Origin of the sequence: Bacillus sp. FSL R7-0646 (genome assembly GCF_037969865.1) — a bacterium.
GTDB classification, from domain to species: domain Bacteria; phylum Bacillota; class Bacilli; order Bacillales; family Bacillaceae; genus Bacillus; species Bacillus licheniformis.
On record NZ_CP150217.1, the window covers coordinates 2293986 to 2306736 of the forward strand.

Here is a 12751-nt window from a genome sequence, read left to right on the forward strand (position 1 = left end):
CGGCTTTTAGCCGTTTTTCCCGGCTATGTAGGCTTCAAGCTCAAGGAAAGTAGGCTCCATGACTTTTGCAGGGGGCAGAGCCTTCATAAACACCGTGCCGTAGGAAGAGGTTCGGATGCGGCGGTCAAGAATAACGACCGTTCCGCTGTCTTTCTCTGAGCGGAGCAGCCTGCCGATTCCCTGCCTGAAGGCCAGGACAGCTTCCGGCAGAGATACCGCTTGAAACGGACTTTCTCCCCTTCTCTTTGCCCGGTCGCACTTTGCTGATTCAACCGGATGGTCAGGCGGTCTGAACGGAAGCCTTGCGATGATCAGCGTCGTCAGCTCATCACCCGGAAAGTCAACGCCCTCCCAAAAATGGTTCGTTCCGAGAAGAACCGCATGAGGATACGATTTAAACAACTTCATGACCTTAACGGGACTTCCGCCGGAAATCCCCTGTGCAAGGAGCTGGCAAGGAAAGTCTTCCTCATTTTTCAATGTATGGTAGACGTCTCCCAGCATATCATGAGACGTAAACAGGACGAGCACTTTGGCATCTTTCTGTTTTGCAAGCGCCTTGACGTAACGCGAGACATCCTGAATATAGTCTCCCGGATCGTTTTGAATCGGGCTGACATCCGTCGGAATCATGATATTCATATGTTTATCATAAGAAAAAGGCGACTCGATTTGCAAGGTCCTCGGATAGAAATCGCTTAAACCAAGCTTTTTGATCATATAGTCAAAAGAGTTCTCGACGACAAGCGTCCCCGATGTGAGGACAACGCTTTTTTTCTCGGTGAAAAACCGGTCGGCCAGAATTTCGCTTGTATCAAGCGGCTGAGCGTAAATAGCAGCGGCGTTTTTTGCGCCCTTCGCGTCAATTTCAATCCAGACGACCTCATCTTCAACAGGGTCAAACATCAAGCGGCCGAGCGTCTTTCGATATTCTTCAAGGTCGTTCATGCACGAATCGTATTCCTCTAACAAAAACGCCTGACGGCTTGTGAAAGAAGCCTGTTTTTCAGCGAGGCTTTTCTTTTGATCCATAAACAGCCGATGCATGTCATACAGCATGGAACACAGTCTTCGTGCGCCTTCTTCAAGCCTGCTCCATGCTCTGCTTTCACCGGTTTCGCCGATCTTATATAAGAGACGGTTTAGATCGTTTCTTGGTTTCCTCCTCTTGACAAAAGAATGAACAGCCGTAAAGAATAGATCGCTTTCTTCAAGAAGCTGAGCGAGCCATTCGTCCATTTGGAAAAAGGATTCTGATGAAATGCCTGCCGACCGGTAGAGCCGTTCGGCTTTTTTCAAAATACCCCTCTGCTTGAGGGTGCCGAGCCTCATCAATCTTTTGTGGAGAAAGACATAGTCTGCTCTAGCTCCATACTGCTCGCCCGCCGCGCGCTCAAAATGATGGGCTTCATCAATAATGAACATATCGGCATCTCCGGTATGGATTCGCTGATTGGTTTCGTCAGTCAACAGAAGCGCATGATTGGTAATGATCATATCAGCCTTCTGGGCCCTCGCTTTGGCTCTTTCATAAAAACACAATTTCCTCATGTTGCTGCTTTCTGCATATGAATGCGAATCATATGCCAGTCTGTCCCATAAAAGCTTTCCGCCTGACGGGAGATTAATTTCGGATAAATCGCCCGTTTCCGTGTCTGTCAGCCAGACGAGAATCTGCGCTTTTGCTAGGACGCTATCATAATTGTCATCATCTTCCTGTAAAATATGCTTGAACTTGCGAATGGATAAGTAATGGGAGCGGCCCTTTAAAACCGCGGCTTTTACCGGAAATGGAAAAATCTTTTCCAAAAGCGGGATATCGCGGTTTATCATTTGCTGCTGAAGCAATGTCGTATATGTGCTGATCACGACCGGTTTGCCTGTTTGCTTGGCGTGAATTGCAGCCGGCACGAGATATCCGAGCGATTTTCCGATTCCAGTAGCGGCTTCTATTAACGCATGCTCATGATTTTGAAAAGCGGTCCAGACCTCCCGCATCATTTTTGTCTGACCTTCTCTCTTGTCAAACCGGTCGTCCAATGAAGAAAGCCCGCCGTCTCTTTCCCAAATGAGCGGCTCTGTCTGCGGAACCCGGCTCTTATGGCCGGCCTCTTCATCCTCGACTTCAGGAGTCCTGATCACAAAAGAACCGACCTTCGTAAAGCCGGCCTCAAGTTCAGCATCGGCGCCTTTTTCAGCAATCAAGCCGTCAAAAAGCTCCTGCGCGTCGCTGATCAAATGCCAGGATAGACGTCTGATAGATTTCAAAACGGGAATCGGCAGCCTTTTCAGTCTGTCCATCATATGTAAAAAGATCAAAGCGGTCACTTCCGCATCGCTGTCAGCCCTGTGCGGGTTTTCATGGCGAATCTGAAGCTCTTCGCTCAGCTCTGTCAATTTATAGCCGTCAAAACCCGGAAAGACGATTCTCGAAAGCTCCACCGTATCGAGAACGCTGCATTCAATCTCACCAAAGCCGGCCAGCTGCAGCTCATGCTTGACAAAAGCAAGATCAAAATGAATGTTATGAGCGATAAAACAGCTGTCATGAAGCAGCTCAAAAATATCTTCGGCAATCGCCGAAAATGGTTCTTCATTTTCAACCATTTCATTCGAAATGCCCGTCAGCTGCTCAATAAAAGCGGGAATCGGCTGATTGGGATTCACATATTTGGAGAAACGTTCGGTTATCTGTCCATTTTCAATCACAACCGCTGCAATTTGAATGATTCTGTCGCCTTTTTTCGGCGAATTCCCTGTCGTTTCCACATCAATGACCACATATCGTTGATTGTTCATTCAATGGACACCTCAATTTCGATACCTTCGACAAAAGTGTAACACGTTTTAAAAAGGCGCGGGGGAAAAGCTTCAAAACCGGCTTCTTCTCTTTCGCTCTTTCCAAACGATATGAAAGCCCCCTAAAGGCAAGGGGGCTACAGAATGGTACGGGCTGGCTCCTGACCCAGCATTTCCTCGATTTCGTTTCTCTCGTTCAAAACGGCAACCTTCGGCTTATGGGTCTTTGCTTCCTCTTCAGACATCATCGCATAAGACACGATGATGACGACATCTCCAACCTGGACAAGGCGGGCGGCAGCTCCGTTTAAACAAACGACGCCGCTGCCCCTTTCACCGGGAATAATGTACGTTTCCAGCCGGGCCCCGTTATTATTATTCACAATTTGCACTTTTTCATTTGCCATCATTCCGACAGCATCCAGCAAATCTTCATCAATTGTCACGCTGCCGACGTAGTTCAAATTGGCTTCCGTCACTCTCGCTCTGTGAAGTTTTGCGCTCATTAACGTACGGTACATCACAAATCCTCCTTTTGATCTGCCGGGATATCGACGATGATATTGTCAATTAAGCGGGCTTTGGAAAACTGAACGGCAACCGCTATGATGACTTTTCCAGTCAATGGATCCCTGATCTCCAGATCGGGATATGAATAAATATCGGCATAATCAATAACACCACTCGTTTTTTCCAGAATGCTCCGAATCTCCCGCTTAACGGCCTCCGGGTCTCTCTCTCCATTGCGGATCAGCTCGGCGCCGCGCTGAAGAGCTCGGTAAAGAGCGGTTGCTTCCTGCCGTTCTTCAGCTCGCAGATTGACATTTCTTGAGCTTTTGGCAAGCCCGTCTTCTTCCCGTTTTGTTTCGACAGGGATCAGCTCGATATCCATGAAAAAGTCGTTGATCAGCCCGTCGACGACGGCAACCTGCTGGGCATCCTTCATGCCGAAATAAACCCTTGTCGGAGACGTGAGATTGAACAGCTTTGTGAGCACTGTTGCGACACCGTCGAAATGCCCTTCTCTTGAACGGCCGCAAAGGACATCCGTCCGCTTTTTCACGCTTGCGGTAACCGTCGGCTCCTGGCCGTACATTTCTTCAGGCTCAGGAGTGAACAAGACGTCCACTCCTGAGCCGGCCGCAAGCTGACGGTCTCTTTCAATATCTCTCGGATACGCTTCATAGTCTTCTCCCGGACCGAACTGCATAGGATTGACAAAAATGCTCATCACGACAATATCGTTGTCTTTTCGCGCTTTTTCTACTAGCGACATATGACCTTCATGAAGGAAGCCCATTGTCGGCACAAAACCGATGGTTTTGCCTTCCTTGCGGTAATTTTTCGTTAAGTTTTGTATATCTTTTGCTGTATAGATCTGAATCATGCCTATTTCCCTCCGTATAATCCTTCAAGAACTTGCTGATCGATACGGAACGAATGAGCATCTTCAGGAAACACGCGGCTTCTGACATCCTCAACATATCCCCGAAGCGCTTGTTCAAGCGGCTGGTCGATTTGTGCATACTGCTTGACAAATTTAGGCGTCCGGCTTACTCCGTGTCCGACAACATCGTGGTAAACGAGAACCTGTCCGTCCGTGCCAGCACCTGCTCCAATGCCGATGACAGGAATTGTGAGCTCCTTTGAAATCCGTTCAGCGAGCGCTGCCGGGACGCATTCCAGAACGAGCGCCATCGCGCCTGCTTCTTCACAGCGCCTGCTGTCTTCAATCAGCTTGCCGGCGCTTTCTTCATCTTTCCCTTGAACTTTATAGCCTCCCAAAACACCGACGGATTGAGGAGTCAAGCCTAAATGGCTGACAACAGGTATTCCGCCGCGTGTTAAAGCCGTGATCGTCTCAAACACACCGTCGCCGCCTTCAAGCTTCAAAGCATCTGCCCCGCTTTCTTGAACGATCGCCGCGGCATTTTTCAGAGCGCTTTCCAAAGAGCAGTGATATGACATAAAAGGCATATCCGTCACAACAAACGTATCTTTTGCCCCGCGTTTGACAGCTTTTGTATGGTGGATCATATCAGCAACCGTAACAGATACGGTCGAGTCAAGGCCGAGTACAACCATGCCGAGTGAATCGCCGACAAGGATCATATCGACGCCGGCCTGTTCGGCAAGCTTTGCCGCCGGATAATCGTAGGCAGTCAGCATGACGATCGGCTCTCCCTCTTGTTTCATTTTTAGAAAGTCAGTTTTTGTCTTCATGTTTTCTCCTCCTCTTTTTCAGAGGAGATGAGCTGCCGTGCTTGCATCTGCATCTTTTCGGACAGCAAAAAAACCTTCCGGCAAGGAGAAGGATTTCGTATCGTCCGTGTTCGGCAAGAATCATCCCTCTGTCCCAGTCCTTTTTGGATCAAGGCAGACTGTTTTTTTATAAGTTGCATGCTTTCCAGGTGCAGTTCCCAGAGGATACTGCCCATCCGAAGTATACCAAAAACGCATGGATCGTTCCAACTATGACGGATTAATATCGATATCAGCGGAGTATATTTTTTTGATGCCGTCACTCGTTTCCAGGATCAATACGCCTTCTTCGTCGATTCCGAGCGCTTTGCCGTGAAACGTTCCGTTCAGCGTCCGGGCCGTCAATTCGCGGTTCAGGGTCAAAGCATAGCTTTCCCACAAAAGCTTGATCGGTTCAAAACCGTAGGCGAGATAGTCTTCATACCTTTTTTCAAACGTCGACATTATTGTTTGGACCAAAGCCGCTCTGTCGATTTTTTCACCGCTTGCGAGACGAAGGCTTGTCGCTGTTTCTTGTAATTCCTCCGGAAAGTCGGCTGCAAGCTGATTGACGTTGATCCCCGTTCCGACAATAACGGAATGGACCTGATCAGCTTCCGCCTGCAGTTCCGTTAAGATCCCGACCACTTTTTTGCCGTTGATCAAAATATCGTTCGGCCATTTAATTTCGGCTGCGATGCCGGTTTGCTCTTCGATTGCCTGAACGATCGCTACAGCGGCTAAAAGCGTCAGCTGCGGCGTTTTTTGCACGGGAATTTCAGGCCTTAAAATGATGCTCATCCAAATGCCGTTTCCTTCCGGGGAATGCCATGCTCTCGCCATTCTTCCTCTTCCTTCAGTCTGCTTGTCGGCAACGATGATCGTTCCTTCGGGCGCACCGTTGTTTGCAAGTTCGTGGGCGATTTTTTGAGTTGATGAAACGACATCCTGAAAATGGATCGTCTGTCCCATTTTTTTCGTTTTTAACCCGAGCCTGATTTCATCTTCAGTGATCTTGTCGGGTTTTTTTATCATTTTATAGCCGAGCTTTCGGACCGCTTCAAGTTCATATCCCGATTTTCTCAGATCTTCGATATGCTTCCAAACGGCGGTTCTTGAGCATCCGAGCTCTTCGCTGATTTTCTGGCCAGAAATGAATTCGCCGTCTGCCTCGGTAAACAATTGAATGAGTTTCTTTCTTAAATTTGACTGCATGAATCCAGCCACTCCTCTATGGCTTTTTTTTGATTGGCAAGCTCCCCGTTTAACACGGCCCGCTCAATCCGTTTCAAATCATCGGACACCCATTTTCCGGCCGGCTTCTTTCTGAAATTCAGCAGATCGCTTCCAGATACCGCCAGGTCTTTCAGGCTTTTAATCGGAAGCGCCTGGTACGACTGTCTGATTTCAGCCAGCTGCTCTTCATCGATTGCCTGCTTGTCCCTCAAGCTGCGAATGGCAGATGCGGCCAGCAGCGTCTCTTCCCCCGCCTCATACATCGAGACGGCATCCCATTTTTGATCGATCCGTTCAGCCGTATGGAGCGCCTGTCTGATGACTTTCCCCGGAAGCTTCCACCCTTTTAAAAACCGGTGCGCTTCAGCGGGATTGATCGATATCATGTGAATGAAAGCCGCCCATATATCGGCACTTTTTTGAAGTTGATAAAAAGGAAAAGCTCGGGCAGCCAGAACGCGCTCCTTTTTGCCGTCCAGCCCCGGAAGCTCCTTGTAAAGCCCTGTTTCAGCCGCTGCTTCCAGAGCCCGGCCTGCTGCTTTTCCTTTTAAAAGTTTTTCGAATTCAACCGTTTTCCGCTCTGTAGAAATATGGGCCAGGAGCGGACGGTTTTCGCAAATCGCTTTTTTTGTATTTGGAGAAAGCTCAAACTCGAGCTGACTCATAAAACGGAGCGCCCGCAGCATGCGAAGCGCATCTTCGTGAAAACGCTCCGCCGGGTCGCCGACCGTTTGAATCAATCTTTCCCGTATGTCGCGGAGCCCGCCGAAATAGTCGATCAGTCTGCCTTCTTCATCCATCGCCATCGCATTAATCGTCAGATCCCGCCTCTTCAGGTCTTCCTTCAGCGATTTGATAAACTGAACGCCGCTCGGCCTTCTGTAATCCTCATATTCAAGCTCTGCGCGAAAGGTCGTCACCTCGTAGGATTCTCCCTCAAAGAGGACGATGATGGTTCCGTGTTCCTTTCCGACATCAACGGTTTTCGGAAAAATGGCTTCGATTTCTTCCGGGGATGCATCTGTAGCGATATCAATATCGCCGACATCTCTGTTCATTTGGGCATCCCTGACGGCTCCGCCTACAAAGTAGGCCTGCCAGCCGTGTTTTTTCAGCTCACGAAGGAGAGGAAGAGCCTTCAAAAAGAGATCCTCCATTGTCACACTCCCAGTCTGTTAATTGTTGATAAATTTCTTCATATTGCGCGATGATTTTGTTGGAAGAAAAGCGTTCCTTGATGCTTTGCAGCGCCGCTTCCGCAAACTGGCGCTGCAGGCTTTCATCAGTCAGTAAATGAAGCGCCTTACTAGCTGCACCTTCAATATCTCCGACATCGACCAAGTAACCGGATACTCCGTTTTTGATCACCTCGGGAATCCCCCCGATATTTGTGCCGATGCACGGAACGCCGCAGGCCATCGCTTCAAGCAGCACTAAACCGAAGCTTTCCTTCTCGGACAAAAGCAGCTTTAAATCGCTGATGGCGTAAAGCTCTTCTACGCTGTCTTGTTTGCCAAGGAAAAGAACGTCGTCTTTTAATCCGAGCTGTCTGACAAGCTGGCAGATCACGGTCATTTCCGGCCCGTCGCCGACGAGAATCAGCTTCGATTTCATTTGTTTGACAATGCGGCTGAATACATGGATGACATCCTGTACGCGCTTCACCTGTCTGAAATTGGATACGTGGATGATCACTTTTTCATCAGGTGCAATGCCGTACTGCTCTTTCAGCGAATGATGCTCCTGTTTTTTTAAATACACGCGCTCATCCACAAAATTATAGATCGTTTCAATTTTTTTGTTCGGTTTGATCAAATCATACGTTTGCGCGGCAAGAGCCGAAGAAACCGCGGTAACGCGGTCAGACGATTCGATCGCAAACTTGATCAGGTCTTTTAAAGACGGATCATAGCCGAGCACGGTTATATCTGTGCCGTGCAGCGTTGTGACCGTTTTAATGTTTCCGTTCAGCATTTGCTTCGCTAAAAAAGCGGAAATCGCGTGAGGCACCGCGTAGTGGGCATGCAGAACATCAAGCTGTTCCCGCTTTGCCACCTCCGCCATTTTGCTGGCCAAAGCCAAATCATACGGCGGGTACTTAAAAACGGCATATTGATTGACTTCGACTTCGTGAAAATAGATGTTGGAATACACTTTATTGAGCCTGTACGGAACACTTGATGTAATAAAATGAATTTCATGTCCTTTTTCCGCAAGCAGCTTGCCGAGCTCGGTGGCGATAATTCCTGATCCGCCGACACTCGGATAACATGTGATTCCGATTTTTAACTGTTTCATCATCCGCCCCCAAATAAATCGTTGTTTAACAGAAGAGTCCGCTTTGAAAAAAACCCTTCCGCGTATGCGACGCCGACCTCTTTTCCCAAAAGCTTTTCCCTGGCTTCGACCGTTTCAATATATCCGTTTGTCAGCGGTGTTTCAACCGACTGCCGGGAACGGGTGAACTGGCTCTGATAAGCAGCAAGGCCATCCTTTTTTTGATTGATCGTTTCAGAAATGTCGATGACAAACTCAGGTTTGTGAAAACCGTTGATCATATAGTAGTACACGTTTTGGACTTTATGGGCCGGCTGTTTTTCTGCATCTTCGTATTTATGTATACCAGCGGAAAAGACCGCTTCTTCGACGATTTCCGCTGCGTGCCCGTGATCGGGATGCCGGTCCTTTGGATAAGGGACAAAGACAAGCTTCGGTTTATGTTTCCGAATGACGGCAACAACGTCCCTGATCGCCGCCTGGCTGGGAAACAGCCCCCTGTCCGGCAGCGTGAGGGAAATCCGCGGACTGGCGCCGAGAATTTCGGCCGCCAGCGCCGCTTCGCTTTTTCTCGTTTCGACTGTTCCGTTTGAAGACAGTTCAGCCTGGGTTAAATCGCAGATTCCAATTTGAAAGCCTTTTTTAGTATATTTGGCAATGGTTCCTCCCATGCCGATTTCTACATCATCGCTGTGTGCACCGAAAGCAAGTATATCAAGCATCGCGATCCCTGCCGTGGACAATGTTTCTGAACTCAAACGCGCCTTCCTCGACAGAACGGATCAAGATTTCCGCAGTTCCCATGTTGGTGGCGAGCGGAATGGCATAAACGTCAGACAAGCGGATAAGCGCTGACACGTCAGGTTCGTGCGGCTGGGCCGTCAGCGGGTCTCTCAGAAAAATCACAAGATCGATGTCATTTTTCGCGATCAAAGCGCCGATCTGCTGGTCACCGCCAAGCGGCCCCGATTGAAAGCGCACGACGGGCAGCCCTGTCGCTTCAGTGATTTTTAAACCGGTCGTTCCTGTCGCAAACAGCTCATGCTTTTTTAAAATGTCTTTATAAGCGGTCGTCAGCTGAATCATATCCTGTTTTTTTCGGTCATGGGCAATTAAGGCGATTTTCAAAGCGATTTCCCCCTTCTTGTTACTCTATGATATTTTCAAGGCCGTAGACAAGCTGATCGATTTTCATCACTTGTTCAACAGCCAGTTTCACACCAGACATAAAAGATGCGCGATTGTATGAATCGTGACGGATTTTCAGGGTTTGGCCGTCTCCGCCGAACATCACTTCCTGATGGGCAATCAATCCCGGCAGACGAACGCTGTGGAGACGGATTCCGTTTTGATCGGCGCCTCTTGCTCCCGGCAGAATTTCCTTTTCATCCGGGTGCCCCTGCGTTTTCGCTTCGCGAACAGCCGAAATCATTTCCGCCGTTTTCAAGGCCGTTCCGCTTGGCGCGTCAAGTTTTTGATCATGGTGCTGTTCAATGATTTCAACATCGGTAAAATAGTTGGCAGCCATTTGCGAAAACTTCATCATCAGCACGGCTCCGAGCGCGAAGTTTGGCGCGATGATAGCTCCGATTCCCTTCTCATCGGTCAGTTCCATAAGCTCGTTCAAGTCGCTCTCAGAAAATCCTGTCGTTCCCACAACAGGACGGACGCCGTGCTCCAACGCGATTTTTGTATGTAGCTTGCCGATTTCCGGCGTTGTCAAATCAATCAGAACATCCGGAGACGTTTCTGAAAAGCATTCCGTGATGTCGGTGTAAATGACAGCATCTGAACTTGACGTCATCACATCTGACAGCTTTTCACGGTTATATGTACGGTCGATTGCACCGACAAGTTCAAAATGTGCGGTATCTTCAACAAGTTTGACCGCTTCGCTTCCCATTCTTCCGCGCGGTCCTGCTATTGCGATTTTAATGGTATCCTTTTGCATCTTGATTCTCCTCTACTTTCCTTCTTCTTTTCTTGTCCAGCGATCTTTATCACGGGTGTTGAACTTCTCCATGACCATATCATGCGCTTCATCCAATGATATATGAAGCGAATTCGCAAGACAAACTAAAACGAACAATACGTCGCCGATTTCTTCTTCGATCTTTTTTTCCGATTCGGTTTTTTTCTTTGGTTTTTCTCCGTAATGATGGTTGATTTCCCTCGCCAGTTCGCCAAGCTCTTCCGTCAGTCTGGCCATCATGGCAAGCGGACTGAAATAGCCTTCTTTAAACTGGCCGATATATTCGTCGACTTCACGCTGTATATCTTTCATCGTTTTTTCTTTCGTCATGCTGGCAAAACCTCCTGTCATCTCTTACATGTTAGCGAATTCAAATAAGTTTGACAAATGTTTAAGACGAGTTTGCTGTTTTAAAACGGATACACTATAATATTAACGCCAGCTTATGGAAGGAAAGGAGTTTTTTTATGTTCGGAGACATCAGAATGAAGAACGTCCTGTTTATTTTAGCAGGCGCCGCTGTTTTTTCCTTTGGACTCGTTCATTTTAATATGCAGAACAACTTGTCGGAAGGCGGTTTTACCGGCATTACCCTGCTGCTTTATTTCCTGTTTAATATCGATCCTTCCATATCCAATCTGGTGCTGAACATCCCGGTCTTCTTCATCGGCTGGAAACTCCTCGGCAGAACGGTCTTCTCATACACCATTCTCGGCACAGTCAGCCTGTCGGTGTTTTTATGGATTTTTCAGCGCTTCCAGATTCATATGCCGCTTCAAAACGATCTTGCGCTCGCGGCACTTTTTGCAGGCGTGTTTATCGGCACCGGATTGGGCATTATTTTCAGATACGGCGGAACAACGGGCGGCGTTGATATTATCGTGCGGCTGATCAACAAATATTTTCAAGTGCCGATGGGCAAAGCCATGTTTGTGTTTGACGCCTGCGTCATTACATTATCCCTTATTTTTTACCTTTCCTATAAGGAAGCAATGTACACGCTTGTTGCCGTATTTGTCGCCTCAAAGGTCATCGACTTTATGCAGGAAGGCGGTTATGCCGCAAAAGGCGCCACCATCATCTCTGAAAAGAACGACCAGATTCAGCGCAAAATCATTGAAGAAATGGAAAGAGGCGTCACAGTTTTAAAAGGTCAAGGGTCTTATACGAAGACGGAGCGGGACATTTTATACTGCGTCGTTCCGAAAAATGAGGTTTTCCAGCTGAAAAATGTGATTACTTCGGTCGACCCGCACGCTTTTGTAGCCGTAAGCGACGTACACGACGTGCTGGGAGAGGGTTTTACGCTTGATGAGAACAAAAATCCCATCACCCGCTGATTGAAGGTCAGCAAAAAAGAAGCTCGCGATCAGCGGAGCTTCTTATTTCGGCCAATCTTTTTCTCTTTTTCTGCGCCTGTCCTCTTCGGCTTTATACTTTCTGAAACCGACGTATGTCAGCGTCGAGAGGATAATGCTTCCCGTCGTCAGGATGACCCATAGCAGGGAAGGGTCTGCATCATCTTCTTCTACTTGATCAAACACATCTTCCAAATCTTTTTCCAAAAGCGTCAGCCTTTCCAGCTTGCTGCTTTCCGTCATTTGCTGGAAGCCTCCGTTTTCCACGACTGCAATATGGTTGGAGACGCTTTTTAACTGCTTTGGCGAAACATCGATCGTTAAGCTTGGATAAATCGTATCATACAAGGATAAAAAATGATTCCACTTTTCCCTGAATGTCAAGTTGTCTTCTTTCTGAATCCCGGCTTTCAAAGCGCTGAAAGAATCCATGATCGGCTTTTTCAAACTGCTCCACAGCGGATCATGATCTGATTCAATGGCGTCCATCAGCATTCTAAACTGGGCGGCGGCTTTAAATTTCTCCTGGTGTGCGACCTCTTCGCTTTCCAGACTTTTCAGCGTATCATGATAGGCCAGACTGACCTGGCGGATTTCCGAGCCTGTCATCATATCCTCTGTCCCGTCTTTCTCCGCAGCTTTCAGCCTTTTTTCAAAGTATTGAAGAATTTGTACCGCTTCCTCATATTGAGACTGCCTTGTTAGCTGGAATACCGTATCCGACAGTTCCGTCAATTCCTGCAAAGCCGATGATTCTTTCGCTTTCAAACCGGCCGCAGGAAAAACAAGCGCAAGCATCATGCAAAGGATCACCTTTCGTATCATTACGGTCCCTCCCACTCCTTCTATTAAAGCGTATGAAGAGAGG

General features: G+C 48.1%; 13 protein-coding genes. 1 reads left to right on the forward strand and 12 read right to left on the reverse strand.

Features of this window, described 5'->3' with window-relative positions:
- Positions 1-6: 6 nt before the first annotated feature.
- The 11 genes from dinG to MKY62_RS11835 all read right to left on the reverse strand — a co-directional run bounded on the left by dinG (position 7) and on the right by MKY62_RS11835 (position 10855).
- Positions 7-2799 (reverse strand): ATP-dependent DNA helicase DinG, encoded by a 2793-nt coding sequence (gene dinG / locus MKY62_RS11785; RefSeq protein ID WP_339613631.1) that lies wholly within the window; start codon positions 2797-2799, stop codon positions 7-9.
- A 137-nt stretch (positions 2800-2936) separates the two neighbouring features.
- Positions 2937-3320: an aspartate 1-decarboxylase gene (gene panD, locus MKY62_RS11790; protein WP_003182918.1), complete on the reverse strand. Its 384-nt coding sequence runs from the start codon at positions 3318-3320 to the stop codon at positions 2937-2939.
- Entirely contained in the window at positions 3320-4186 is an 867-nt protein-coding gene (panC, locus tag MKY62_RS11795) for a pantoate--beta-alanine ligase (RefSeq protein WP_003182920.1), read from the reverse strand. The genes panD and panC overlap by 1 nt, the downstream gene beginning before the upstream one ends.
- A 2-nt stretch (positions 4187-4188) precedes the next feature.
- Positions 4189-5022 carry a 3-methyl-2-oxobutanoate hydroxymethyltransferase gene (gene panB, locus MKY62_RS11800; protein ID WP_003182922.1) on the reverse strand — a complete coding sequence of 278 codons (834 nt, stop codon included), beginning with the start codon at positions 5020-5022 and terminating at the stop codon, positions 4189-4191.
- Between the two features lie 249 nt (positions 5023-5271).
- Positions 5272-6255, reverse strand: coding sequence for a bifunctional biotin--[acetyl-CoA-carboxylase] synthetase/biotin operon repressor (locus MKY62_RS11805; protein ID WP_009328004.1), 984 nt, complete (start codon positions 6253-6255; stop codon positions 5272-5274).
- Positions 6240-7433 carry a CCA tRNA nucleotidyltransferase gene (locus tag MKY62_RS11810; protein WP_009328003.1) on the reverse strand — a complete coding sequence of 398 codons (1194 nt, stop codon included), beginning with the start codon at positions 7431-7433 and terminating at the stop codon, positions 6240-6242. The genes MKY62_RS11805 and MKY62_RS11810 overlap by 16 nt, the downstream gene beginning before the upstream one ends.
- A complete protein-coding gene (bshA, locus tag MKY62_RS11815) occupies positions 7393-8574 on the reverse strand; it encodes an N-acetyl-alpha-D-glucosaminyl L-malate synthase BshA (protein WP_009328002.1) in 1182 nt (393 codons plus the stop codon). The genes MKY62_RS11810 and bshA overlap by 41 nt, the downstream gene beginning before the upstream one ends.
- Positions 8574-9281 carry a bacillithiol biosynthesis deacetylase BshB1 gene (gene bshB1, locus MKY62_RS11820; protein ID WP_223307117.1) on the reverse strand — a complete coding sequence of 236 codons (708 nt, stop codon included), beginning with the start codon at positions 9279-9281 and terminating at the stop codon, positions 8574-8576. Before bshB1 ends, bshA begins: the two co-directional genes overlap by 1 nt.
- Positions 9268-9681: a methylglyoxal synthase gene (mgsA, locus tag MKY62_RS11825; RefSeq protein ID WP_003182935.1), complete on the reverse strand. Its 414-nt coding sequence runs from the start codon at positions 9679-9681 to the stop codon at positions 9268-9270. The genes bshB1 and mgsA overlap by 14 nt, the downstream gene beginning before the upstream one ends.
- A gap of 19 nt (positions 9682-9700) precedes the next feature.
- Entirely contained in the window at positions 9701-10504 is an 804-nt protein-coding gene (gene dapB, locus MKY62_RS11830) for a 4-hydroxy-tetrahydrodipicolinate reductase (protein WP_003182939.1), read from the reverse strand.
- Positions 10505-10516: 12 nt separating this feature from the next.
- Complete coding sequence (locus MKY62_RS11835; protein WP_003182941.1) at positions 10517-10855, reverse strand: nucleotide pyrophosphohydrolase; 339 nt, start codon at positions 10853-10855, stop codon at positions 10517-10519.
- 137 nt (positions 10856-10992) lie between these two features.
- Between MKY62_RS11835 and MKY62_RS11840 the strand changes: the two genes are divergently transcribed.
- Positions 10993-11865 carry a YitT family protein gene (locus MKY62_RS11840; RefSeq protein WP_003182943.1) on the forward strand — a complete coding sequence of 291 codons (873 nt, stop codon included), beginning with the start codon at positions 10993-10995 and terminating at the stop codon, positions 11863-11865.
- A gap of 42 nt (positions 11866-11907) precedes the next feature.
- On the opposite strand, the gene ypjB is transcribed toward MKY62_RS11840, so the two are convergent.
- A complete protein-coding gene (ypjB, locus tag MKY62_RS11845) occupies positions 11908-12708 on the reverse strand; it encodes a sporulation protein YpjB (protein WP_003182945.1) in 801 nt (266 codons plus the stop codon).
- Positions 12709-12751: the final 43 nt, after the last annotated feature.

What these genes read in the sequence shown, in the direction of transcription:
- dinG (WP_339613631.1), bottom strand. Translation starts at nt 2,799, where the DNA reads ATGAACAATCAACGATATGTGGTCATTGATGTGGAAACGACAGGGAAT.
- panD (WP_003182918.1), bottom strand. Translation starts at nt 3,320, where the DNA reads ATGTACCGTACGTTAATGAGCGCAAAACTTCACAGAGCGAGAGTGACG.
- panC (WP_003182920.1), bottom strand. Translation starts at nt 4,186, where the DNA reads ATGATTCAGATCTATACAGCAAAAGATATACAAAACTTAACGAAAAAT.
- panB (WP_003182922.1), bottom strand. Translation starts at nt 5,022, where the DNA reads ATGAAGACAAAAACTGACTTTCTAAAAATGAAACAAGAGGGAGAGCCG.
- MKY62_RS11805 (WP_009328004.1), bottom strand. Translation starts at nt 6,255, where the DNA reads ATGCAGTCAAATTTAAGAAAGAAACTCATTCAATTGTTTACCGAGGCA.
- MKY62_RS11810 (WP_009328003.1), bottom strand. Translation starts at nt 7,433, where the DNA reads ATGGAGGATCTCTTTTTGAAGGCTCTTCCTCTCCTTCGTGAGCTGAAA.
- bshA (WP_009328002.1), bottom strand. Translation starts at nt 8,574, where the DNA reads ATGAAACAGTTAAAAATCGGAATCACATGTTATCCGAGTGTCGGCGGA.
- dapB (WP_003182939.1), bottom strand. Translation starts at nt 10,504, where the DNA reads ATGCAAAAGGATACCATTAAAATCGCAATAGCAGGACCGCGCGGAAGA.
- MKY62_RS11835 (WP_003182941.1), bottom strand. Translation starts at nt 10,855, where the DNA reads ATGACGAAAGAAAAAACGATGAAAGATATACAGCGTGAAGTCGACGAA.
- MKY62_RS11840 (WP_003182943.1), top strand. Translation starts at nt 10,993, where the DNA reads ATGTTCGGAGACATCAGAATGAAGAACGTCCTGTTTATTTTAGCAGGC.
- ypjB (WP_003182945.1), bottom strand. Translation starts at nt 12,708, where the DNA reads ATGATACGAAAGGTGATCCTTTGCATGATGCTTGCGCTTGTTTTTCCT.